Below are 24,333 nucleotides of genomic sequence, written 5' to 3' on the forward strand. Positions count from 1 at the left end.
ATGACAAAGCAGACTGACTTTATCAGGGTCACCTTTCCGGTGGGCCCTTTGCAGTGCAACTGCACGATCATTGGTGACAAAGCGACCGGCAAAGCCATTGTTGTTGATCCGGGCGGCAATGCCGACACCATTCTTGTCAAACTGAATGAGTTGGGGTTAAAGGCTGCAGCCTTGATTCATACTCATGCTCATCTGGATCATTTTCTGGCCAGTGGCGAACTGAAAAAACTGACGGGTGCACCGATTCATCTCCATGAGGAAGATAAATTTCTGTGGGATAACCTTGAGGGTCAGTGTCGTATGTTTGGCGTGCCGTATGCACCAGTACCAGACCCTGACTACTGGCTTAAAGATGATGAAGAGCTGCCCTGTGGTTGTGGTGTAGCCCTGCACACACCGGGCCATACGCCCGGCTCAATGAGTTTTTACTTTGAATCACACAAACTATTGATTGCTGGTGATACACTGTTTCGTCGCTCCATTGGCCGAACCGACCTCTGGGGTGGAGACTTCAGAACCATAGAAAAATCCATTAAAGAACGTTTATATGTTCTGGATGAAGAAGCCTGTGTAGTTACAGGACACGGACCAGATACTACCATTGGTGAGGAGATTCGAGAGAACAGTATTGTCAGGGGCTGATTCCTTACGGCTGCTTTTCTCCAAGGAGTACATACATGATCAGATCTTTCAGAAATGCACTACCGTTGTTGTTTGTTGCTGCTTTTATGGCAGGTTGTCAGACGACAGATCCTTATACTGGTGAGCAACAGACTCAGAAAACAGCTAAATACGGTGGCATTGGCGCCCTGGCAGGTGCTGTCATCGGCGGCATAGCGGATGGTGGTGAAGGTGCTTTGAAAGGCGCTGCGATTGGTGGTGCTGCGGGTGCGGGTTATGGTTACTACACAGACCGTCAGGAATCAAAACTGCGTCAGGAACTGCAGGGAACCGGTGTTCAGGTGTCCAGACAGGGCGATAACCTGAAGTTGATCATGCCTTCCAATATTACTTTTGACAGCAGTCAGGCAGAGATTAAATCAAGTTTTTATCCGGTACTGGGTTCTGTTGCCAAGGTGATGAAAGAATTCGATAAAAACCTTATACAGATTCGCGGTTATACCGACAGTACCGGTGGCCCTTCAATTAATAACCCTCTGTCTCAATCCCGTGCGGAATCTGTTGCCAGATATCTGGTGGCTCAGGGTGTACCAGCGACTCGTATGAGCATTTATGGTATGGGTGCATCTAACCCTATAGGCGACAATTCAACTCAATCCGGTCGGGCATTGAATCGTCGGGTTGAAATTGATCTGGTGCCTAATACTGGTCAGAGATAAGCGACGATGTAATTTAAAAATTGCCGTCTCCAAAGCGGCAATTTTTTTGTTTGCCCAGCGAAGCGGGCAAACCCGTCAGGCTGAAAGAAGCCTGAACCGCCCCGACTGAGGGGAAGGTAATCCGAATGGCAAGGGCGTTGCTGGCCAACGGCAGGGTCTGAAGGAAGCCATAGGAAGTCAGAGGTACACAGCGCAAGCGAACCTGATTCGGCAGGTTGGGTGCGGTAAGCGTGCAAAATAGCGCAAAGCCCGATACTCAGTCAGTCCCAACTCTGTGTTTGAGGGTGGCATCTCTGGCAGGAAACCGTTTAGTAACCGGGGAAGCCTGGCATCTATCCCTGGTCGCTCAGGGGCTTTTATCACAAGAGGAAACTCAAGGATAAAAGTGGTGTGAGGTGGCAGATGATCCCTTAGTAGTGTCGAAGCTCCGGCCTGTGATAGCGGGCAACCGTCTGGAGGGCAAAACCGGAGTGACTGCAACCTTCTGAGTAACTCACTCCACAAGCCTTGTTATCACTGGATTTATATTTTTGATTATAAAGTACAAGAAAGGGCTTATTGGAACGTTAGTTACTCATAGATGTTTGGCCGCGTTCGGCCTGGGGCGCTTCTAAACATGAATTGCGTAGCCATTCTGAATCACGGGAGCTGCGTTGGAACTCCTCGCAATAGCTCGCTATTACTCGTTGTTCCGCCTTTATGCCCTTCAGGGTATTGTCCCGCGACCCAGAATGGCTTGCTCATGGTCATATTTAGAAGACGGAATTGGTATTAACTGACCGAAACGCCCAGTACAGACCTGTACGCTGGGTGTTGTGGGAGGAGCGTAGCCGTGAGGCTACGCCCTATCCCGATTGGGTTGGCATCGTAGCAAAAGATCCGCACACTGATCATTTCAGGCTGAGGTTTAGTTCGGAAGGGCGTGGATTTATTTGGCGTTTACAGCGTTTTGTGTTTTCAAGGCAATCAGATCGTTTTTTGTCTTATACCATTGTTCGGCCAGTACCTTCAGTTTTCTGTTTCGGGGTGAAGCCATTGCGGCCAGGCTGAAAGAGTGGGCAACCGAGCTGGAAAGGCAGCGAAACCGATGAATCAATTCATTTTTCTGGTCATCCGAGTCAAACTCTTCCTCTCTCAGGATGTCGCGAACAGCCTGAGAGAGAACATCAGGGCTGAGGTTGCTATTCATTTCATCCAGCCCAAGAAGCAGGGCGATGGCTGGTAAAAAATAGTGGTCTTTGGCCTTAAAAGTGATTTTCAGAACCTCTTTTCTCAAGTTTTCCGGTATCGCCTGCGTGGCAAAGGAGCCATCATATTGGTGCAACAACAGCCAGCCCATTTCTTCCCAGATTCGCTCGATACCCACTATACTTTTTGAGTTACCTTTCAACTGTTTTTCATAAAGGTTGTACTCTTCTCTAGGTTTTCCCTTCTCTCTGGATGTTCTTACTTTTTTTAGAGTGTCATAGATTTGCCTATTCCAGTTTTTTCTATAGATCCTTTCAAATGGGCGGATAATTTTTGTTGCCGCCTGAACCTGCCACTGTTCACCGTCCTGACTACTGTCCTGAACATTACGTCGTGTTCTATCAACTTTTATAGTAGCTCCGGGCAATGTGGCTAAATCTGTGGGCGACAATGTTTCTGGAAGTTTATCCGCTTTAGAATTCTCCCCTCTGGCTAATTCTTCCTGAGCAGAAGTTGATACGGGTATTGATAAGAGCTGATATGGTTTTTTTTGCAATGTCTGTCTGGTCTTTCTGTTTTTTTTGCCTGTTGCCGTTGCTTTACCTTGACTTTGCGCAGGGAGATCCGGGAGCAAGAGTGGGGTGGTGGATTGCTCGGCAGGCTCTGGAACTGGGGCAACAGTCTCCGCGAGTTGGGAGCTGAGTGAATCAAAACGTTCCTGCCAATAGTCTGCCAGAAGTAGATTTCGTTCCTGCCAGAAATAGTTCAGTTGCCGTGCAGCCTCTCTGGCTTCAGAGGTCATCCCAATGTCAATGGCATCCTGAAAAACACGATGCCATAGTTCGGGGAAGTGATCGGCAGCTTTTTGGTGAAATTCCAATACTTCTCTCTTGAGAGTCTTGATAATTTTGGTACTTTTATTGAAACATTTAATTTTTACGCGCACCAGAACGGCAAGAGACTGGTAATGGAGGCTTTTTAAGATTCGGAGCCCTTCAGTCAAGTCAGGGACTTTATTGATTTTCTCTATTCGATTTTTATGTTCATTAAGGTCCGAGCAAATCGCTTCATAGGCTCTATCATCATCATAAATCCAGTTCTCTTTAATCGCTTTAATCCCTCTACTGGTGGTGTAAATCATGTTAAAAAAGCGATCATAACTTTGCGGATTTTTAGCCAGATCACTGCTTTTAATAAAGTCATTGTCAGTGCATTCAGCCATATAGCGCAAAAGGATATAATAGGAGATACGTTGCAATAAGTGCATGGAGGCAAGTTCGACAGACTTGTAGGTTGTATCACCCATTGGAGCCCATCGAATACGGTCAAGAGTAGTGAAGCTGACAGGAAAAAAATAATGCGAATCATAATCGGTAATGCAATCCTCAAATTTCAGCAGCAGTTCCAGATAGATTTCAAAATTAACAGGACAGTTAATGCCCGGCAGAGCACCCGCATAATACATAATCAGTAGTGGCAGAACTTCAGGATTAGCTCTCTCTATGGATCTGAAAAAATAGCTATGCAATTCCAGGGCATCGGCTTCTGGATCTTCGCTGGTGGCATCCAGCAGTTTCTTGTATTTGTGGATCATCAGCCAGGCCAGAATCTGGTCGTCCGGATCAAACGGATGGGCGGACGCTTGCTGGCCTGGGGAAGTAGCAAACAGGCTCATCCCAGTGCCATCCCCGAGAGAGAGGGGATACACTGTTGGTGATGGATTCCCAACTACGTGGGAATGACGGTAAGCCGGTATATTCTGTCTTGCCACTTCGCTTAACTCGTAAGCCTGCATAAACTCTTTTCGGGCTTCGTCCTTGTTACGATTTTTCAGCCATTTAAAGACTGCCATTGCCATGGTCTTTTTTGCACGGTTGATCTGGTTTGACGGGCTGTTACTGGTTTTGAACAGCTCCAGCTTCAGTTGACGGTCTAACCTGAGGAAATCTTCTTCAGGAATAGCAAGAAAGGCTTCTACTTTCTGGCTGTAACTCATATCAACAGTCTGCACTGCAGACACACTGTCATCTTCAGGAGGATCATTTTTATCATCCCCGAAGTCACCCTTATTATCTGAATTATCTGAATTATCTGACAGTTGTTGGCCACTTTGTTCATTCTGTTGTTGACTTGGGGTATCTTCGGGGGACTGTGATGAATGTTTCTGTTGAGCCATTGGGTCTTCGGTTAAATCCCCCACGCTTCCGGGCAGCTTATTGAACAGAATGGACTGAGCATCGGCAAAATAGTCAAAGTAATAAGTCAGCAGTTGATCAAGCTCTGCATAAGACGATGGTGTCCAACTCTCTGGATCACTGGCGTAAAGTGGTACTTTTGTCTGCCACTCTGATATCAGGTCATTGTAATCAGCCTGAATAACCATAATTCTGTCTTGATAGATTTTTTTAAGGTTTTCATCGTCAGTGTTTTTTAACTTTCTTCGAATGATGGCTAGTAGTTTCAGCTTGTGCTGCAACCGAATGGATTTTATGTCCTGCTCAGTAATGCGCAAGACTGGGCGGCGCTTCTCCGGGTAGATGAACAATAAAAAATCGGGAAACTGGAAATGTTTCCTGAAATGCTCATTATTATCGCCATCGTCTCCGCCATCGCCACCACCCGGGCTGGCAACAGAGGCAACAGGGGGCTGGTACAGGAGTGTTATCAGTTGTTCCACGCTTGATACAGACAGCAGTTGCAACAGCTCATGATCGAGTATTATTTCTATGATTTTCGGTGTAATGGACAGGGGCGCGATGTCGGTTCTGGGCAGAACTATCCGATACTGTTCCGATATCATTGATGAATACAGGGTCACTGATTTTGATGTGTTTCCAGTCGGGTCAGAGGCTGAGAGCCCACTGATTGTATTCGTCAGTTCAATTTGCAGGCGTAGTTTGTCATAGCTCTCAGCAGGGACTGAATCAGGGATCAGGTTCGACTGCAAAAAGTTTTTAAACAGCCATAGCTCTTTCTGGTGGGAGGTATTTGGGGAGAGCCCGAACGACAAGGTCATCAAAGGCAGATAGAACAGCTGACTGTCGTGTTGCCTGAAGGAAAGATCCAAAGCGGATGCGTTAAGGGCTAGCGCCGAAATGAATGAGAAAAGAAACAGAGGGGTGTTACGGCAGATTGCCATGAAATAGCTATATAAATAGCTATATAAATAGCTACACAATATGTCAGGCCACACCGCTCTGGAAAAAAAGTTCATATCATTTTGTTTTCAGCCGTCATTCAACACCCCAATCAGGAATAAATTGATTGGTATGTTGGCTCCAATATATAAACAGGATTGTCTCCTGACTTTCCGATACGCAAATTACGTGCCTCTTCGTGTTAACGGGCGTCAAGAGATAAATGCCTTCAAAGCAGAGGAAAACACATCTACCCGTCGGGTTTTGGGCTAGTTTTTTCTTCATGTTCGGGAACGTTCGACTCTTTTTCTTCAGTTCGTAGCAGATTCGATGTTGAATAGCAGCATAGGCCATCAGGCAGAGAGTCACCACCATTAACAGTGCCTGGTGAGCGCTCAGACAATAATACCAATTCCACCTCTTAGGCAACAAAGCCAGAACTGGCCGTTTAAAAGGTATTCACAAAAAGATACATTGAGATCAAAAAAGCAAAAGAAGACCCATCATTAAAACGGTTAGCTTCATTTACAAAATTTTTGAATTTATCTACCTTTATAGTGAAACTTGAATTCAGGGTATTTGATTCCCGTACCAGCAGATTATTGTCAAACAGTACTTCGAAATAAGTGTCGTCAACATTCAAATTGTTTGTTTTTGACTTTGGTTCAAGAATAACGAAACGCTGGCCTGGTTTCTGACATGTCCAGCTACTGACAAACCCTCCTTCATGGTCCAGCCGGGTAATCGTACTGTTGGGTGCTTTGCAAACTGCAACGACCCGATAATGATCGGATTTTTCAGATAAATACCAGGCTAGAGTCTGGTTGTAGTCAATATACCACACTAACTCAACTGGCAGTGAATGAGGAAGTTCATACTCAGCCGGGTCAGTGGCAGAAGCGACCCGGTCAAGGTCAGTGGCATAAGTGACAGGGTCAGTGGCATAAGTGGCAGAAGCGACCAGGTCAGTGGCATAAGTGGCAGGGTCAGTGGCAGAAGCGACCAGTTCAGTGGCAGAAGTGATTGAAGCAGGCTTACAGTGCGTTCCAAGATGGCATTTGCCATGTCTATGTTTTCTACATTTAATCCCTTTTCTGCAGACATAAACCTTCATGCGCATGTTTCGTTTACGGCAATTACCATTTTCAGTATTATTGAGACCAGATTCAGTGCCATCGGATGTGGCTATAAAGTAATAATGTTTACCCCCTTCAAATTGTAGGCCATCGTCTTCAGCAACAAATTGGGCAAAAATAACCGAAGTAAATTTCAATTGTGTAGGCGTGTCGCACGTCAACAACTTCCGACTTCCAGCCGTGACGTTGACGCTACAGGTGTCATAGGCAGCTTTATTGACCAGCCACAAATTCTCATACATAGCTGATGTTTGTATCGCAGTTGGATCATCTTTTAAAACGGTCGCTATATTAGGGCAAATAAAACTAACTTTTGAATTAAGATCTACGAACATGGTTCTATTCTTACGTGTCGAAAATCTAATGGGATCCCAATGTTCTGAAACATAAATATCACTTGCCTGAACCACCGTCATTAAGAGTAACAGGGTGAATCCGAATAAACTGTATTTCATGTCCTCTCTCCAGTCAGCAGACTACACTCTTTAATACGTCTTACACGTCGAAGTGCGTATAAATGTTAATTTTCAGTTGCCTCATATGCCTTGGCAAGCAAGCAATAATCTTGTTTAGATATACGACAGTGAAAGCTACTGATAGCTACTGATAGCAAGGGGGTGCTGAAGATTTAATATACTCGTGCACACTTTTTTCAGATACTCAGATATAAGGTAGTCATTTTAGTTAGGCTCTTTTTTAGTTAGGCTCTCTATGTGTTTCAGGGGTGTTTCAGGGGGCTACTATCGAAGACTGAATTTTTTCTGAAAAAAATGCTTTCTAGGTCAGAGAATTTAGCAGCTACCAGCGAGCTTTTTGATATTTTTCTACCAACTTTCCGGAATCCATAAAGAGCCTTTAGTTATATTACTCTGCAACCCTTGGTATTAATGATCAATTTTTACCTTCATGCCAAGTCTTACGACTTAAGGCGTATATTTAACGGGACGAGCTGCTCTCCAGTACTCAGGTATAGAGAATTAAATGCACTATAGCTCTGGCAAAAATGATCAAAATCATCTGAAAAGGAACCGTTTCCATACCAACACAAAGAGTATCTACTCAAAAAAGCCGTACGTGAACCACACGGTAGCAGTCGTGCAGCATGCTCGATTTCCTGACTCAGCCTTGGAAATATCCCGCTACCTGTCAGTCGGTCTGTCAAGTAATGCCAGAATGAAAGGCCATACTGCCGACATGTTTTCTTCAGGCTTGCGAAGGTATCTTTGCTCTGTATGGTGGACCCCTGAACATTGACCATGATATTTCCTCCATGAATTCAGTCAGCTATTCAGGTCATTAAAGTTCATGTATCAGTAAAAGTTCAGATGTTTTCTGGCCGCTATGAAAGGCGGCTATGAATAGAACAGCTACGCACCCGCCTGCCTGTGCTCAGGCGCGTAGAGTTTCTGTAGTGTTAAAGGTTGGAGATCAGCTGGCTTGTGCGGTGTTTACAGTGCTGTCAGTAAGAAGGGAAGCGGAAGGCATGACCCGGTAAGCCCGGCTTTCCCGTTGGCTGGTTGGGCATGGATGGCTGCCCCGGGAACAGAAAATGCAGCAGTCGCCGGAATCCGGTGTCATCAGCTTCTGGCAGCTTTTGCATTCATACAGGTAAACACAGGCATCAAGGGGCATGGTTTCATCAGAAGTGTGGCCGCAGTCTGAACAGGTGATACTGGATTTGGTATGGAGATGATGCTTCATGAACTGATCCTTTTCTTGCTTTTCTCAGGTACGTAATAAACGGTTATCGACATTGACACCTCTTTCTTAACGTTCATGAAAAAGTATTTTAGAAAGGATTTGTGACGGTTTTATGTTGCAGTATTGATTACGTCTTCAGAAGAAAGGAGATCGTGTTGAAAGCAGAGGCAACTGCTTTCAACACGCGAAGCTACTAGTTACCGCGAAGCTAAAGTTACTTGTCAGCTTCTGCCTGAATCGCGGTCAGGGCGATGGTGTAAACGATGTCGTCTATCAGTGCACCACGGGACAGGTCGTTTACAGGCTTGTTCAGACCCTGCAGCATTGGGCCAACAGAGATGACGTCAGCACTGCGCTGAACGGCCTTGTAAGTGGTGTTACCGGTGTTCAGATCCGGGAAGACAAATACTGTCGCACGACCGGCAACGTCGGAGTCCGGCGCTTTACTGCGGGCTACCGATTCAACAGTCGCAGCGTCGTACTGCATAGGACCGTCAACGATCAGGTCAGGACGCTTCTGACGAACCAGCTCGGTAGCTTCACGAACACGCTCAACGTCGGCACCCATACCGGAAGCACCGGTGGAGTAACTGATCATGGCAATGCGTGGGTCAATGCCGAAAGCGACAGCAGAGTCAGCACTCTGGATAGCAATGTTAGACAGCGCTTCAGCATCCGGATTCGGGTTAACTGCACAGTCACCGTAAACCAGCACCTGGTCAGGCAGCAGCATGAAGAATACGGAAGAGACCAGACCACCGGACTCACGGCTTGGCTTGATCAGCTGGAAAGCAGGACGGATAGTGTTTGCAGTGGTGTGAACGGCGCCGGAAACCAGACCGTCTACTTCACCCTGAGCCAGCATCATGGTACCCAGTACCACAGTGTCTTCCAACTGGGCTTCAGCCATAGGCGCGTTCAGACCCTTGTGCTTACGCAGTTCAACCATAGGCTCAACATAGCGGCCACGTACGTGTTCCGGATCCATGATGATCAGGCTTTCCGGCAGAGTAATGCCGTTATCGCGAGCCACCTGTTCGATGGCTTCACGGTTACCCAGCAGGATGCACTCGGCAATGCCGCGCTCCTGACAGATGACGGCAGCCTGAATGGTACGAGGCTCATCACCTTCTGGCAGCACAACACGTTTTTTAGCCGCAATGGCGCGCTGAACCAGATTGTAACGGAAGGCAGGTGGAGACAGACGACGCTCGGAGATTTCTCCACAGTGGCCTTTGAACCAGTCGGTGTTCAGGTGTTCGGCCAGAGTGTTCATGACGGTTTCAACACGGATGCTGTCGTCAATCGGCAGTTCGTTGTTCATACGATCCAGCTTGCTGGCGGTATTGTATGAATCGTGCTCGGTCAGCAGAACCGGCAGGCCGGTTGAAATGGCTTTCTGGCACAGTTCCATCACTGGCTCGGACGGGCGCAGGTCGCTGGTCAGCAGCAGGCCAGCCAGAGGAACACCGTTCAGTGCGGCCATAGCGGTTGCCAGAATGATGTCATCACGATCACCCGGAGCAATCACCAGATTGCCAGGCTTCAGGTGGTGAATCATATTGGTCGGGGTGCGGGCGCTCAGTGTGTAGGAAGTTACACGACGGGAGGCCATTTCACCTTCATTGATAATGCGGGTGCCCAGGTGATTGCTGATGTCCAGTGTGCGTGGGGAGGACAGGGAGCTGTTCCATGGAATGTAACCCAGTGGCAGGAACGCTTTGCGGGCAAATTCCGGCAGTGGTTTGAAAGCACCGTCTTCACCTTTCAGCGAGTTCATGGTCTGCTCATCCAGTTTGTTCAGGATGTAACCAATCATGTTCGGGTTCTTGATGCCACCAAAGCTGTCGGCAGCAATTTCAAGCTTGTCGGCTTCGTCTTCCAGAGTGTTCTCACCCGGTTCGGAAACCAGAATGATGTCTGCGTTCAGGGTACGGGCCATGTCGTTGTTCAGACGGTTGGCATACGGCATGCTGCGGGTAGGTACCAGACCTTCCACAACCATCACTTCGGCGCCCTTGGAAGCGTCGTCGAACAGAGCGACGATCTCTTCCATCAGTTCATCACCCTTGTTGTCGCCCAGCAGGTCTTCAACACGGTTAGACGAAATAGGTGCCGGTGGCTCATGGTCCATGATGCGCTGTACCAGCTTGGTGGAGCGCTCAGGGCCGGTGTCCGACACGTGCAGCTGGGCAATCGGTTTGAAAAATTTAACGCGCAGACCCAGTTTGTCCAGGGCGCGCACCAGACCCAGAGTGACGGATGTCAGACCGACACCGTAGCGGGTTGGAGCAAGGAAGAATGTACGCATACGACTATCCCGGAAAATACTTCAGACATACACAACAGGAGGCATACGCCTCCTGTTGGAAAAAACAGCAAATGCCGCCCCGCCGTAGGGCTAAGCCGGCATTTACACGATCCTCAGATCAGGCAGTCAGAGCCTGAGTGTCACGAGCGATCATCAGTTCTTCGTTGGTAGCAACTACCATGGCAACAGTAGAACCTTCTTCGGTGATGACACCGCTCTTGCCACGGAAGGTTTCGTCGTTCTTCTGCTCGTGCAGTTTGAAGCCGAAGATGCTCAGGCGCTCGATCACATTCTTGCGGATGATGCTGGAGTTTTCACCGATACCACCGGTGAATACCAGTGCATCAACGCTACCCATAGCTGCAGCGAAACCAGCCAGTTTTTCGGCCAGAACGTGGCAGAATACGTCCAGAGTCAGCTGAGCACGCTTGTTGCCTTCCTGTGCAGCGTCTTCGATTACGCGGCAGTCACTGTCCATGCCGGACAGACCCAGCAGGCCGGATTCTTTGTTCAGCATTTCAGTGGTGCGCTCCAGGGAATAGCCGAGAGACTTGTTCAGGAAGTTGAACAGGTTCGGGTCGATATCGCCGGAACGGGTACCCATCACCAGACCTTCCAGTGGGGTCAGACCCATGGTGGTGTCAATGGACTTGCCATTCTTGATAGCACAGGCAGAAGCACCGTTACCCAGGTGAGCCACCATGATGCTGCTGTTGTTGATGTCCAGACCCAGCATGTCGGCAGCTGCCTGACCTACGTAGCGGTAGGAAGTGCCGTGAGCACCGTAACGACGAACGCCGTGCTTCTCGTAAAGCTCGTATGGAATAGCGTACAGGTAGGTTTCAGCTGCCATGGTCTGATGGAAAGCGGTGTCAAATACTACAGCGTTTGGCAGACCCGGGAAGAACTTCTGGGCAGCCTTGATGCCCAGCAGGTGAGCAGGGTTGTGCAGAGGTGCCAGAGGAATGCAGTCTTCGATAGCGGCGATAACTTCGTCGGTCACCAGAGCGGACTGGGTGAACTTTTCGCCACCGTGTACCACACGATGACCAATAGCGGCGATGCGGTCGATCAGACCTTCTTCGCGCAGCAGACCCATCAGGCCTTCGATAGCCTGATCGTGAGCAGCCTGACCCAGAGCCTGGCTGCCTTTCTCGCCGTTGATCTTCCAACGCAGTACAGCTTCGCTGCTACCCATGCGCTCTGCCAGGCCGTTAATGCTTTCTTCTTCGGTAGCCGGGTTGATGACAGAGAACTTCAGGGAAGAACTGCCGCAGTTAATAACGAGAATGCTATCTTTGCTCATAAAAACTATACCTAACTGAATCAGGACAATCAGTCCGTTATCAGAACTTCGTGATGCCTGTTAGTCTGGCATCACGACGATCCTTGAACTTCTGGTCTGGCGATGAAGTGCTCCGGATGCAAACCATCTGTGATGAAATAATCAAACTTATTGTGCTTGCGATCTGACTGGGGAGCAGGTGCCGTAAAGCCCGTGATTATAACCATTGATCTGGATCAATGGACTGCGTATTGATGCGTATATTGGTGGTTGAATGTTAGCCAGTGTGAACTGTTGAGTGGTGTTTATTGATCGTGTTTCGATTGATGTTTCTCTTAAATTTTTAACGGTTTCAGTCTCGGCATTCGGGCATACCTGACAACAAATGTAGTCACTTATGACAGATACTCAAGTACGGCTTATGTTGACAGAAACGGCAGGGATGACAGGAAGGGCAGATGACTCTCAATTCCCTCTGGTATCTGCTTGGACCATTCAGCAGGCAGATGCTGGATTTGTTTCAGCAATTCATCCTGATAGAAATAAGCTCCGCCAGAAGTAACCAGTAGAAGAATCACTGGAATATAGAGCCCCAGTAATCGGGCAAATTGTCCGGGTGATTCGGGTGGGTTGCCATAGTCATTATCCCCTTTTGAGCCTCTTCCTAAAGCCAGCCAGCCCATAAACAGCAGGTTAACAATGGGAATGATCATGAACAGCCACAGCGAGCCATTACGGTTCATATCATGCAGACGTGAAGCCATGGCATAAACAGCAACCAGAATGCCCAGAGCGTGCATACCCAGACCTATAGCGGTGATCTGCTGAATAGTGAGCATTCCCACTGCCAGTTTGGGGAGATAGACGGGCATCAGTAAAGCGGCAGCTTCTATTGCCAGAACCAGCCAGCACAGACTGATGTAATGACACCGGCCAATGCGTCGCATAAGGCGCAAAGGTTTTTTTGATCCGGAACGGATTCGGCTACTGATGTCAGCCGTAAGGGAAGGTTCTTTTATGCTCCGGTCGGCCGGCTTTAGCTCGCTGCCGTCGTCCATGTTGACAATCCGGCACAGACCTCCGGCCTGCATGATGCCTTTTTCGTATTTTCGGGCATCTTCCTTTGAAAGATTTTTACCAAGAGCGTAGGACTTGCCGGAAAACAGACGGTTGATGCGGGCATCATCGGCCTTAAATAGTTTTTGCAGGCGTTCTTTGACGTTTTCTTCGTCGTTCTCGTCGAAAACTTGTCCTTCGAAGAGCACTTTATAGTGTTTGGCAGCCATGCCGGAGTCCATTGGTGATTTCAGGCTATTTAATGGTTATAGCATTTGCACCAGCGGGGTGCCTGAATCACCAAAGACTCGGATTATTTTCAGAATGGTTTGACCACGGCCAGTATGATGATGCCGATCAGAAACAGCACGGGCACTTCATTGAACCATCGATAAAAGGTGTGGGAACGGGTATTGGCATCTCTGGCAAACTTCTTCACAAAAGCACCGCAGACGTGGTGGTAACCAATTAACAGGAATACCAGCGTCAGTTTGGCATGCATCCAGCCACTGCTCATGTAGTAGGATGTGTTATAGCTCAGCAGCCAGAAGCCCAGAATCAGGGTGGCGAGCATGGATGGCAGGGCAATACCTTTGTACAGCTTGCGCTCCATCACCTTGAACCGTTCATTACTGATGCTGTCGTCACTCATAGCGTGATAAACAAACAGCCTGGGCAAATAGAACAGGGCAGCAAACCAGCAAACCATGGCAATCAGATGAAAAGCTTTAACCCAGAGCATGGACGTGTACCCCTGTTCGACAGATTGTTGTGATAGTTATTGTTCGATCAATAGTGTTGGATAGCTATTGTTGGATAGCTATTGTTGAATAGTTATTGTCTGAACAGGGTAGCCGGAACTTTCGCAGGGTAAAAGGACTAACGGTAGAAATTGTCGATAGCTTCTCTGGTCACGACGCCACAAAGCACACTCTGTCGTCTGCCTGACGTGTAAACGCCCAGCACTTCAACCGAGTGTGTTTCCATGATTTCCAGCGCATCCTGCAACGATGCATGAACGGGTACCGGAACAATCTCTTTGTTGTCGAGAAGCTCAAAGTGCCTGCTCATGACCGTTGCGACCCCTTTCTGGCTGAGTAGTTGTTTCAGTAACGAATGTTGGTGGCTGTAACCTTTGGCGAGTAATTGCATTTCAATCAGGCCGCCCCGTGAGGTTAGGCGCCCTGCAATCAGGCAGGCAATCACAATGGTGAACATGGCGGGCATGATAATATGCGGGTTACGGGTCAGTTCGAGAACAGTGACCAGCGCTGCCATGGGAGCCTGTAACACGGCAGCCATCATGGCCACCATACCGAGCAGGGCGTGAAAGGCACTGCTGACGTCGGGAAGGTTGAGTAAAAAATCCCCCATGTGACCAAAGGCCGCACCGGCTAAAGCGCCCATCATGAGTGACGGGCCAATAATTCCGCCGGGAATGCCCAGCCCGGTGACAACAGCTGTTGTGACCAGCTTGGCAACCATCAGTATGAGCAGAAAGGTAATATTCATCAGTTCGCCATTCAGAATTAACTCAATGGTGTCATAGCCGATGCCCATAACGGCTGGCAGAAAATAGCCGACAGTGCCCATAAACAGGCCTGCCAGTATGATCGGGTTGATAAAGAGCTGTTGTCGTTTACTGGCTGTCCATAACTGAAGTCTGATAAACCCTGCCGCCAGAATGCCTATCAGGCAGGCAGAGGCGGCAGCAATACCTAACTCGGTTAAAGAGGCCATAGGAATAACTGGCACAACGAAGGCCGGGTCGGGGCCGTACATAATCTGCGACAGAACGGCCGCCATGACTGCGGCGGCCATCACCGGAATAAAACTGTTCAGTGCGTACTGTCGAACAACCACTTCCATGGCGAAAATGACACCTGCCATCGGTGTATTAAACGACGCTGAAATGGCAGCAGCACCACCACAGGCTGCCAGTATCCTCAGTGTGTTCTGAGGGAGTTTCAGCTTCTGCCCCAGCAGACTGCCTGTGGCCGCGCCGACGTGAACGGCGGGGCCTTCCCTGCCAACAGAAAAACCACCAATCAGCGCCATGATGGCACCGAAAAACTGCAATACCATACTGGTGAATGACATTTTTCCCTTGTGAAACTGAAGTCGTTCCACAACGTGCAGAATACCAACAGAGCGTCGTTTGGCAGAGGCACATGAAAACAGCAGAAGAATGAAGACTGAGCCAATAACAGGAATGATAAATCGTGCAAGGTCAGGCAGCGTTTCAAAGTGTTCGTCGCCCATTGGCAGCCAGAAGCTGGTGGAGTAATGGATGATTTCGCGAAACAGAATCAGCAAACCGCCAGCCAGCAGTCCGATCAGCATGCCAATACACGTCAGCTGTGGCAGGGCGTCGGTACTGGAAAGCTTGATGCGCAATTGATGCAATGAATGATGATGTTCCGGCGGCAGGTGGTCGGGCAAGGTGGCTCCTGATGTTGAATGGCGTTTCACCGACAGATTCTATCTGATCAGCACCGAGTAGTTAATGAATTAAGTGCTGTGAATCAGTGACTCTCTTATCGGTCAGGAGCCTTTGTGGTAAAAATAGGCTTTTTCAGCGGTCAGGCGAAAAAGCATCATGCTCTCAGGCTTTGTCATTTTACTGTTGTTCACCGTTGTCGGTGAGGCCATCAGTGCCATTTTCAACCTTCCCATTCCCGGGGCCGTGGCAGGGCTTATCCTGCTTGTGATCTGGCTGCAAATAAAGGGTGGTGCATCTGAGGATCTGCAGAAGGTCAGTCAGTTTTGTATTCATTACATGGCGATCCTGTTTATTCCGGCGTCTGTTGCTGTCTTTTTTATGACCGACCTTTTGTCCCGCCAATGGTTGCCGTTGGTATTAGCCACTTTTGTTGCCACACCGTTGGGGATTGTCATCAGTGGGCACTTTATGCAGTGGTTATTGCGTCGCAGGGAGAAGCAGTCATGAATGACCTGTTGCTGCGTCTGGAAATGTTTATGTCAAATCCGGTGACCGTTTTGCTGCTTACACTGGGCGCTTATCTGGTGGGTGAGCGCTTATTTATCCGCAGTGGGCGCAAAGGTTGGTTTCACCCGGTGATAGTGGGCAGTGTGCTGGTATTTCTGGTGATTCGTTTGTCTTCCATGAGCATTGAAACTTATGCCGAGCACAGCTCTATTCTAAAAACACTGCTGGCGCCGTTTACTGTCGCACTGGCTATTCCTCTGTCTCAGCAGTTACACCATGTTCGTCAACATGCGGGCCCGATTATCTTTACTTTGTTGCTCGGTGCCGTTCTGGTTGTGTTGTTAGGGTTGGGATTTGCCTGGGTCAGCGGTGCCGAGAATGATGTGCTTCTGTCAGTATCTACCAAAGGGGTGACCACGGCTGTTGCTTTGGCGTTGTCGGAAAAAATGGGCGGCATTGTGCCTGTTGCAGTGGCGGTGGTCTGTATTTCCGGAATTTATGGCGGGCTTGTCGGGCCATGGGTATGCCGTAAAACCGGAGTAACAGATATTCGCGCTACCGGCTTTGCTCTGGGCATTCATGCTCATGCCGGAGGCACCGCCATGGCATTTGGTATAAATCCGACCATGGGCGTATATTCGAGTCTGGCAATGTGTCTGAATGCCATTCTGACAGCCATGGTATTACCTTATGTGGTGGCTTATTTGTTTTAATCCGAGGCTTTTGGGATGTTTGAGAAACAGGATCTGTTGAAGCTGGCACGAATGACCATGCCATTTGGGAAATACAGTGGACGTGTGCTGATTGATCTGCCAGAAGAGTATTTGCTCTGGTTTGCTAAAAAAGGATTTCCGGAAGGCGAGCTGGGGCGTTTGCTTCAGCTCGCTCTGGAAATCCATATTAATGGTCTCACAGGGATTATTCAGCCATTAAAAGACCGGTAGTTTTTTAAGAAGCTGTTCACGATCTTATTGAGGGCTGCAAATGTCGATAAATTGCCCCTGCTTTTTGATCTCATTCGTTGCGTAGCACCACTACGCGCCTCATGAGATCAAAAAACAGCAACAATTTCTCAGCATTTTCGCTTTCCTCAAAAGATCATGAACATCTTCTAAGCCCATTCTTGCAAAAACAAGTCTGAATAAATATGCTCACTTTGTAGATAAATATACCAATAGGAAAGAGCGATAATGAAAATCGGAATCGTAGGTGGTACAGGGTATACCGGTGCCGAGTTACTGCGTTTGCTGGCGACTCACCCGGAAGCTGATGTGCAGGTTATCACCTCACGCTCGGAGAATGGCAAGGCGGTCAGTGAGTTGTATCCTGGCTTGCGCGGGAAGATGGATATTGCCTTTACGGAACCCGATGATGAGGTGTTATCCCGCTGTGATCTGGTGTTTTTTGCCACACCTAACGGTATTGCCATGCAGTCAGTGCCCGCTTTGTTGGACAAAGGGGTCAAGGTGATTGATCTGGCGGCTGATTTTCGTTTGAGTAACCCGGCTGACTGGAAACAATGGTACGGTGTTGATCATGCCTGCCCCGAGTTGTTGGATGAAGCAGTGTATGGTTTGCCGGAAATGAATCGTGAAGCCATACGTCAGGCGCGACTAGTGGCTAATCCAGGCTGTTATCCGACGGCGACACAGTTAGGACTGTTGCCTTTGGTTCGTAATGATCTGGTTGAAGGCCATGTCATTGTGGATGCCAAATCGGGTGTCAGTGGTGCCGGGCGTGGTGCCAAAGTCGCCAGCCTGATGTGTGAAGTGTCCGAGTCGTTTAAGGCTTATGGTGTTGCCGGTCATCGTCACTTGCCTGAAATTCGGCAGGGGCTGTCGAGAATGTCAGCCCGTTTTAACGGTGAGCTGGTGTTCGTTCCTCATCTGACCCCCATGATTCGTGGTATCCATGCTACTACCTATGCAACGGTAAAAGACCGCTCGGTTGATGTGCAGGGACTGTTTGAAGAGACCTTTGCCAATGAACCTTTTGTAGATGTCATGCCTGCTGGCAGTCTGCCTGAAACCCGTTCGGTCAAAGCCTGTAACCAGTGCCGTATCGCCGTGTATCGTCCTCAGGGTGGGGATACTGTTGTCATTCTTTCTGTGATTGATAACCTGGTAAAAGGTGCGGCAGGGCAGGCGATTCAGAATATGAATATTATGTTTGGTCTGGATGAAAAAGCAGGGCTGGATGTTTCGGCTATGATGCCTTAACCATTTAAGTGAGAGGCTTATGAGCGGCCAGCAATGGTCGCTCATGGTTTATATGTCTTCAGGCAGAGGGGACTTCTGCCAATACCTGCTCAATGGACTGGCTGCGGACGATCTCAATGGTCTGATGCTGGCTATCAACGGTTTCTTTCAGACTGTCAAACAACGTTTCTTCCAGCTCTCTTTGTAGTGTATTTATGTCGGAACTGACCAGAACGACCTTGGTCTTTTTGAAATAAGGGCTTAGTTGCTGTGTAAGGTTAAGAGTGGACAAGGGCGAGGGTTTGTTGATTCCTGTCGTATTTCTATGGGTGTTGCTGTGAATCAGACAGGACACCGAAGCCTCTTCGTTGTCCAGACATTCTTGAAGCGCCTGACGGCCTTGATCGCTGGAGAGGTCGGCCACCAGTGGAATGATATTTGTATTGAATGAATAAAGGCGTCTTAACAACTTTTCTCTGGGGGCAATGGCGATTAAGGTGTAACCCCTGTTTGCCAGTTCTTCGGCGACTTCACTGCCAATGCCTGAGCTGGCGCCGGTCACGATTACGACGTCCTGCATGACTGCCTTCCTGTTTTTGATGTTATTTTTTGTTTGTTTTTGTTGTTCTATGATGCCATTTTTTTGTAATCAGGTGTAGGCAGAAATGTGAAAAATAAGTGTGTTCAAGGCTACTAATTCCAGAGTTCTTTCTATCCTGCTGTTTCAGAACAGTTCTTTCAGTATCCTGATCAGAATAAGAGCAAACACAAGCACCATAATGATCTTCGACCACTTTGCCTGCTTTTCATTGTCCATGGGTTTGCCGTACTTTTCGGTGACCATAACAATCACCGCCAGTGTGGCAAACAGAAGCATAAGAATTGTGAGCAGATTCATTCCCTGTCCCCGTTGGTTTGGAGCAACACTCTGCCCATAGTATCGGTATGTCTCTGTGCTAGCCAGTTATGTTGATAGCGTCTATTTTTTCTTGCAGGAATAGGAGAGCGATCAATAATGAAACGATGCTGGCTTCTGCTGCTGGGTCTGGTGGCATCTTTATCAGGCGCTGCCAGCTGCAGAAGTACCGATGGATATTTGCTGGAGCCGGTGTATCAGAAGCGGTTCAGGCTGGAGTCCCGATATTTAACCCTGACTTTAAAGTCAGTCGCCGGGACTCACCGTTTTGCGGTTATGGAAAGTCTGAATGAAAATCTGGCTATCGACAGTCTGTTTACAGAGTGGGGTTATTCAGCAAACGGTGAAAACGTCTCACACAGTCGGCTTCAGCCTATGAGTTTTGGCTCTTTGGTGTTACCCGAAGACCTGAGAACAACCTTTAATAAAGTCAGTGATGAAGACATCATTCATCAGCATCTTGGCAATGAGCATGCCAAGGTCAGTGGTATATTGGGCAGGCCTTTTCTGGATCGGTTTCAATGGCAGTTCCGTCAAAATGAGCTGAGGGTGTTTAAAGATTGTGACCCGCACTTTCCGGGAGGACTGGACACCTTCGTATTTGATGTGGATCGTTATGACCTGCTGCATAATCAGAAAAAACTGGCGGGCGAAATTATGCATGCCCATATCAACAGCGACAATCATCGCTATGATTTAGCGGTCAAGCTGACTTTTTCGCCTGATACGTCGCTGTATATGGTGGGTAATATTTCACCTGGAACATTTCGCAAGCTCATACCAAATGTTCGGTTGATGTTTCTGGAACGAGTCTTTATCAGTGACTCTGCCATTCATGGTGGCAATGAGCTTCATAAACTGGTTCTGACTGCAGAAAAGGAGCTGCCAGGGAAACACCAGCCCGGTTCGACCCGGATGCCGGTGATGAAAAAAGCAGAGGCTCTCTTGCGTCCGGGCAATGATGATGTGCCTTCTCATCTGGAATTGTCCCTGTTTGGCTTATCCCGGAGGCTAAAAGGGGAGATTCTCTGGTTTCGCACAGACGGACAGACATGTGTCAGGTTTTCTGACCTGAAAACGTCGAATATTGGTGAGCCTTCTTCCGATTTTGGTGTAACAAGGCGGGTGTTTTAGGCGTTATTGTTAACCGATAAGTGCTTGTGTATAGTTCCTTAGCTACTTTGTACTAATATTCCACTTCCGGATGTATTCCCTCGTAATTGCAGTCGGTCAGCACCCCTGTTTTCTGTCTGTATGATTTGGATTTCTGCCAATGGCTTTTGACCCTGACCAAGACTCTTTAAATCCCGCTGGAGGCATGCGGGTAGTTCGACACGATCCGGTTCGTGAACGACGGCTGCAGTGGCTGCTGGTGGCTCTGTTTATCAGCTTTGGTGTAGTGGCTTACTGGTTTGGTGCCAGCCGGGTGGTTGATGAGAGTGAAGGATTAAAACAAGACAACAGGCAGCTGACAACCAATGTGGCCCGTCTTGAGAGCCAGAACGAAAAGCTGGCTTCGCGAGTGGCAGTGCTTGAACGTTCCAGCAGGATTGACCGGCAGGCGGCTGAAAATGTCAGGGTGCAGGTGCGTGAGCTGGAACAGGAAAAGGCTGAAATGTCGAAAACCATGACATTTTACCAGAGTGTTATTGCGCCTGAAGATCTGAACGAAGGCGTTCGGCTGAATGCGTTTGATCTGATGCCGGGCGATAAGCCCAATCAGTATCGTTTACGAGTGGTGGTGTCTCAGGTGTCACGTAGCAATAACTTCCTTCGGGGGGGGCTGCGGGTCAGAGTCACAGGTAAACAGGATGATAAGCCTGCAAGTTTCTCTTTGCTTGAACTGGCAGGAGTAGGGGATAATCCGGCACTGGGCTTTCGATATTTTCAGTCTTTTCCTGATGATCGGGGTCTGATGGACTTCGAGCTTCCGGAGAATTTCAAGCCTGAAAGCATCACCGTTAATGTTAATATTCGCAGTGGTGGTGCCCGAAATCTGGAAGAATCATTCGACTGGCACGAGGAACTGGCAGCAGATGTGGGGCAAAAATAGAGCACCTGTTCACAGTAATGGTGATAGCAATATGACCCTGATTTCAGCAGGTACCGAGGTGGAAGGTAATGTGATGTTTACCGGTACGTTGCTGATTGAAGGCAAGGTACGCGGCAATTTGTATTCGGACGATGGTCACCTGACCCTCACCGACAGCGGTTTGGTAGAAGGGGACATCAAAGCCTCTAAAATGGTTCTCAATGGTGCTGTCCGTGGTAATGTGTTCGCCACAGAGCATCTTGAACTGGCGGCTGACGCCGAAATAAGTGGCAATGTCCATTACAATGTTATTGAGATGGTCAAGGGGTCGCAGGTGAACGGTAGCCTTGAGCATCACCCCGACGGGATGGCAGATATCAAGCCATTAATTGCAAAAGTGACTGCAGATACGGTTATTGAGCACGGGTAAGTACCTGTAATTCAGGGAATAACAACAGGATCAAATAGTTGACTGAAACGCTGGGTTACTTGGATAATGCCCTGAAATGGTATTAACGGGTTGCACGTCGTTGCGGGTAACACGGGAGGATGAATGAGCGCAGTGGTTGAAACGGTTACTCCGGACCCAATTATTTTTACAGACAATGCTGCCAGCAAAGTCAATGAACTGATGGAAGACGAGGAAAACAAATCCCAGCGTCTTCGTGTGTATGTGACCGGTGGTGGATGCTCCGGTTTTCAGTATGGCTTTACGTTTGACGACAAGCTGGCTGATGATGACACTCTGGTTCGCAAAGATGGCGCGGAAATGGTTGTGGACTCCCTGAGCTATCAGTATCTTGTTGGTGCAGAAGTGGATTATGAAAGCGGTCTTCAGGGTTCCCGTTTTCTGGTCAGAAACCCGAATGCCAAATCGACCTGCGGCTGTGGTTCTTCTTTCTCTATCTGAAGCAGCCTTTTAAAAACGTCAGTTCTCAGGTAGTTCAACGTGGCTTGAACTACCTTTTTCCTCCTCCCTCTTGCCGACATCTGGCGCACTTTCTCATTGAAACTGGTATATTTCCTGTCGTCAGGATTTTATCAAATGCGGGGTGCTGACAGTGAAAGAAACAATAATGAACTGGCTGACCCATACCGGCTGGACGAATAACTTCACGAATTTTGGCATTAATTTGCTGATTGCTATTGCCATCTATCTTGCCGGTAAATGGCTGGCACGACGCATAGTAAAACTAATTGATAAGCTGATGCTTAAACGACAGCTTGATGAGGTGCTGAGGCAGTTTATCTGCAGTATTCTTAGTGTTCTGCTGTCGTTTGTTGTCGTACTGATTGCTCTTGAGCAGGTTGGTGTTGATACCACTTCGCTGTTAGCGCTTCTCGGTGCTGCCGGTTTAGCGGTAGGTCTGGCTCTGAAAGATTCTTTGTCGAACTTCGCCTCCGGTGTCATGCTGATTCTCTTTAAGCCGTTTAAAGCAGGCGATTTTGTTGAAGCGGGTGGCAGTAAAGGGGTTGTTGAAAACGTGGGCATGTTCACGACCCAGATGCGTACCGCTGATAACAAGGAAATTAATGTTCCCAATGCCAATATTTATGGCTCGACCATTGTTAATTATTCAGCTAAGCCAACCCGCCGTATTGATCTGGTGATTGGTGTCGGTTACGACGATGACCTGAAAAAAGCCAAAACCATTCTGGAACGTATCGTTCAATCAGAACCCCGAATTCTTGATGAACCTTCAGCGGTGATTGCAGTGTCAGAGCTGGCTGATTCCAGCGTTAATTTTGTGGTGCGTCCATGGGTTAAAACGGCCGACTATTGGGAAGTAAAATGGTTTTTGACGGAAGAAATCAAGCTGGCTTTTGATGCTGAAGGCATTTCTATCCCGTACCCTCAGCAGGATGTCCATATGCACCCGGTGCAGAGCGCTGCCTGATTCAATGAGTCAAGTTGAGTGCTTCCAGAGGTTCCAGAAGTGTTTGAGCTGAAAGTCTTAAGCCTTTCAGCTCATCTTCATTGAGATCGGGCAGGATGTGGTTCTCAATGCCCTGACTGCCAACGATGGTGGGTATGCTCAGGCATACGTTTTCGATTCCGTACTCTCCTTCCAGCCGCACGCTGACCGGAAGTATGCGTCTTTGGTCGTCTCTTATGGTGCGCAGGATTCCCGCGATGACCAGTCCTATCGCCCAGTTGGTGTGGCCTTTGCTGGCAATGATATCGTAGGCGGCATTCTTGACCCGACAGAACAGGGTATCCATTTTTTCAACATCAAACTCGCGACCATTAATGGTGTTTTCCTGCACAGGCAAGCCGCCAATGGCTGCAGAGCTCCACACTGCAATTTCAGAATCTCCGTGTTCGCCGAGAATGTAGGCGTGAACAGAATTGGGAGAAACGTCGTAGTATTGTGCCAGAAGTGTCCGGAACCTTGATGTGTCCAGATAGGTTCCCGTTCCAATAATAAGTTGCCTTGGTCGTGCACTGAGACATTGCATTGCCTGAGTCAGAATATCCACCGGATTGCTGGCAATTAGTAGCAGGGCATTGGGTGCATAGCGATCAAGCTCCCGTGCAATCATTTCAAAGACTGAAATATTACGCTTCAGCAGATCAAGGCGGTTTTCGTCAGGGCTGGACTGGCTGACTCCGGCGCAGATAATCACCAGTCCCGCTCCTTCCAGATCTTCAAAGTCGCCTGCCCTGACAGTACAGCGCCCTACGAGCGGCTGACCATGCATAAGGTCCAGTGCTTCGCCTTCTGCCCGCGAGACGTTTTTATCGATGAGCACAAGCTCTGTCGCCAGCTGTTGCTGGAAGATGGCAAAGGCGGCAGCCATTCCTACGTAACCGGTGCCGATGATTCCGATTTTCTGAATATCCATCATGCAGGGTTCCCAAGCAGTAAGGAATTGTTCGGAATCTAGGAGGCTGTCCGAGAATAGTCTGCCCTACTGCGATGGCAGCAAATTGGTCTGAAAAATCGCTTTTGTTCGTCAAATAGCTCGCTATTCTCCTTACAAAACCGCTTTTTCATCCTCAATTTTCTGCCATCCTCGCTACGGGCGCTATTCTCGGACAGCCTCCTAGTCTATGTGAATGATTCCGAGTAGAAAAGAGC

The 24,333-nt window shown here is 48.4% G+C and carries 22 protein-coding genes and 1 pseudogene; 11 read left to right on the forward strand and 12 right to left on the reverse strand.

Annotation, left to right across the window (positions count from 1 at the left end; translation table 11 throughout):
* Both EZMO1_RS05330 and EZMO1_RS05335 read left to right on the forward strand, forming a co-directional pair.
* A complete protein-coding gene (locus EZMO1_RS05330) occupies positions 1 to 642 on the forward strand; it encodes an MBL fold metallo-hydrolase (protein WP_034874941.1) in 642 nt (213 codons plus the stop codon).
* Positions 643 to 677: 35 nt separating this feature from the next.
* Positions 678 to 1,340, forward strand: a complete 663-nt coding sequence (locus tag EZMO1_RS05335) for a YiaD family glycine zipper/OmpA-like lipoprotein (protein ID WP_051789806.1) — start codon at positions 678 to 680, stop codon at positions 1,338 to 1,340.
* Between the two features lie 928 nt (positions 1,341 to 2,268).
* On the opposite strand, the gene EZMO1_RS05345 is transcribed toward EZMO1_RS05335, so the two are convergent.
* From EZMO1_RS05345 to EZMO1_RS05385, 9 genes and pseudogenes are all read right to left on the reverse strand, one after another.
* Positions 2,269 to 5,595 carry a hypothetical protein gene (locus tag EZMO1_RS05345; RefSeq protein ID WP_145912479.1) on the reverse strand — a complete coding sequence of 1,109 codons (3,327 nt, stop codon included), beginning with the start codon at positions 5,593 to 5,595 and terminating at the stop codon, positions 2,269 to 2,271.
* 182 nt (positions 5,596 to 5,777) lie between these two features.
* A pseudogene (locus tag EZMO1_RS28000) lies at positions 5,778 to 6,052 on the reverse strand (IS1634 family transposase); the annotation flags it as partial.
* Positions 6,053 to 6,113: 61 nt separating this feature from the next.
* Entirely contained in the window at positions 6,114 to 7,256 is a 1,143-nt protein-coding gene (locus tag EZMO1_RS05355; RefSeq protein ID WP_082211931.1) for a cupredoxin domain-containing protein, read from the reverse strand.
* Positions 7,257 to 8,229: 973 nt separating this feature from the next.
* Positions 8,230 to 8,502, reverse strand: a complete 273-nt coding sequence (locus tag EZMO1_RS05360; RefSeq protein ID WP_236631998.1) for a GDCCVxC domain-containing (seleno)protein — start codon at positions 8,500 to 8,502, stop codon at positions 8,230 to 8,232.
* Positions 8,503 to 8,716: 214 nt separating this feature from the next.
* Positions 8,717 to 10,813 (reverse strand): phosphate acetyltransferase, encoded by a 2,097-nt coding sequence (pta, locus tag EZMO1_RS05365; protein WP_034874933.1) that lies wholly within the window; start codon positions 10,811 to 10,813, stop codon positions 8,717 to 8,719.
* Between the two features lie 118 nt (positions 10,814 to 10,931).
* The gene (locus EZMO1_RS05370; protein ID WP_034874931.1) at positions 10,932 to 12,119 is read right to left on the reverse strand and encodes an acetate kinase; all 1,188 of its coding nucleotides are present in this window, start codon (positions 12,117 to 12,119) and stop codon (positions 10,932 to 10,934) included.
* Positions 12,120 to 12,517: 398 nt separating this feature from the next.
* On the reverse strand, positions 12,518 to 13,384 hold the full coding sequence (locus tag EZMO1_RS05375) for a DUF805 domain-containing protein (protein ID WP_160174040.1): 867 nt from the start codon (positions 13,382 to 13,384) through the stop codon (positions 12,518 to 12,520).
* An 89-nt stretch (positions 13,385 to 13,473) separates the two neighbouring features.
* Positions 13,474 to 13,896 carry a protoporphyrinogen oxidase HemJ gene (hemJ, locus tag EZMO1_RS05380; protein WP_034874927.1) on the reverse strand — a complete coding sequence of 141 codons (423 nt, stop codon included), beginning with the start codon at positions 13,894 to 13,896 and terminating at the stop codon, positions 13,474 to 13,476.
* A gap of 137 nt (positions 13,897 to 14,033) precedes the next feature.
* A complete protein-coding gene (locus EZMO1_RS05385; protein ID WP_051789803.1) occupies positions 14,034 to 15,596 on the reverse strand; it encodes a chloride channel protein in 1,563 nt (520 codons plus the stop codon).
* A 157-nt stretch (positions 15,597 to 15,753) separates the two neighbouring features.
* Here EZMO1_RS05385 and EZMO1_RS05390 point away from each other — a divergent pair, with 157 nt between their 5' ends.
* The 4 genes from EZMO1_RS05390 (at position 15,754) to argC (ending at position 18,323) form a co-directional block, all read left to right on the forward strand.
* Positions 15,754 to 16,104 carry a CidA/LrgA family protein gene (locus tag EZMO1_RS05390; protein ID WP_034874926.1) on the forward strand — a complete coding sequence of 117 codons (351 nt, stop codon included), beginning with the start codon at positions 15,754 to 15,756 and terminating at the stop codon, positions 16,102 to 16,104.
* Entirely contained in the window at positions 16,101 to 16,817 is a 717-nt protein-coding gene (locus EZMO1_RS05395; RefSeq protein WP_034874923.1) for an LrgB family protein, read from the forward strand. The genes EZMO1_RS05390 and EZMO1_RS05395 overlap by 4 nt, the downstream gene beginning before the upstream one ends.
* Before the next feature lie 15 nt (positions 16,818 to 16,832).
* Positions 16,833 to 17,048 carry a DUF3820 family protein gene (locus EZMO1_RS05400; RefSeq protein ID WP_034874921.1) on the forward strand — a complete coding sequence of 72 codons (216 nt, stop codon included), beginning with the start codon at positions 16,833 to 16,835 and terminating at the stop codon, positions 17,046 to 17,048.
* A 243-nt stretch (positions 17,049 to 17,291) separates the two neighbouring features.
* Positions 17,292 to 18,323 (forward strand): N-acetyl-gamma-glutamyl-phosphate reductase, encoded by a 1,032-nt coding sequence (gene argC, locus EZMO1_RS05405; protein WP_034874918.1) that lies wholly within the window; start codon positions 17,292 to 17,294, stop codon positions 18,321 to 18,323.
* Between the two features lie 58 nt (positions 18,324 to 18,381).
* On the opposite strand, the gene EZMO1_RS05410 is transcribed toward argC, so the two are convergent.
* Together EZMO1_RS05410 and EZMO1_RS26550 are read right to left on the reverse strand one after the other, a co-directional pair.
* A complete protein-coding gene (locus tag EZMO1_RS05410; protein WP_034874916.1) occupies positions 18,382 to 18,882 on the reverse strand; it encodes an SDR family NAD(P)-dependent oxidoreductase in 501 nt (166 codons plus the stop codon).
* Positions 18,883 to 19,026: 144 nt separating this feature from the next.
* Positions 19,027 to 19,200, reverse strand: coding sequence for a hypothetical protein (locus EZMO1_RS26550; RefSeq protein WP_169740816.1), 174 nt, complete (start codon positions 19,198 to 19,200; stop codon positions 19,027 to 19,029).
* Between the two features lie 117 nt (positions 19,201 to 19,317).
* On the opposite strand from EZMO1_RS26550, the gene EZMO1_RS05415 reads away from it, so the two are divergent.
* From EZMO1_RS05415 to EZMO1_RS05435, 5 genes are all read left to right on the forward strand, one after another.
* Complete coding sequence (locus tag EZMO1_RS05415) at positions 19,318 to 20,352, forward strand: hypothetical protein (RefSeq protein WP_034874914.1); 1,035 nt, start codon at positions 19,318 to 19,320, stop codon at positions 20,350 to 20,352.
* Between the two features lie 139 nt (positions 20,353 to 20,491).
* Positions 20,492 to 21,271: a DUF6776 family protein gene (locus EZMO1_RS05420; RefSeq protein WP_034874912.1), complete on the forward strand. Its 780-nt coding sequence runs from the start codon at positions 20,492 to 20,494 to the stop codon at positions 21,269 to 21,271.
* The gene (locus tag EZMO1_RS05425) at positions 21,255 to 21,680 is read left to right on the forward strand and encodes a bactofilin family protein (RefSeq protein ID WP_034874910.1); all 426 of its coding nucleotides are present in this window, start codon (positions 21,255 to 21,257) and stop codon (positions 21,678 to 21,680) included. Before EZMO1_RS05420 ends, EZMO1_RS05425 begins: the two co-directional genes overlap by 17 nt.
* Positions 21,681 to 21,803: 123 nt before the next feature.
* A complete protein-coding gene (gene erpA, locus EZMO1_RS05430; RefSeq protein WP_034874908.1) occupies positions 21,804 to 22,160 on the forward strand; it encodes an iron-sulfur cluster insertion protein ErpA in 357 nt (118 codons plus the stop codon).
* A gap of 151 nt (positions 22,161 to 22,311) precedes the next feature.
* Positions 22,312 to 23,148: a mechanosensitive ion channel family protein gene (locus tag EZMO1_RS05435; protein WP_461781985.1), complete on the forward strand. Its 837-nt coding sequence runs from the start codon at positions 22,312 to 22,314 to the stop codon at positions 23,146 to 23,148.
* A gap of 1 nt (position 23,149) precedes the next feature.
* Here the strand turns inward: EZMO1_RS05435 and EZMO1_RS05440 are convergent, their stop codons facing one another.
* Positions 23,150 to 24,100, reverse strand: coding sequence for an L-lactate dehydrogenase (locus tag EZMO1_RS05440; protein ID WP_086936392.1), 951 nt, complete (start codon positions 24,098 to 24,100; stop codon positions 23,150 to 23,152).
* Between the last annotated feature and the right edge of the window lie 233 nt (positions 24,101 to 24,333).

Source organism: Endozoicomonas montiporae CL-33, assembly GCF_001583435.1.
Lineage (GTDB): Bacteria > Pseudomonadota > Gammaproteobacteria > Pseudomonadales > Endozoicomonadaceae > Endozoicomonas_A > Endozoicomonas_A montiporae.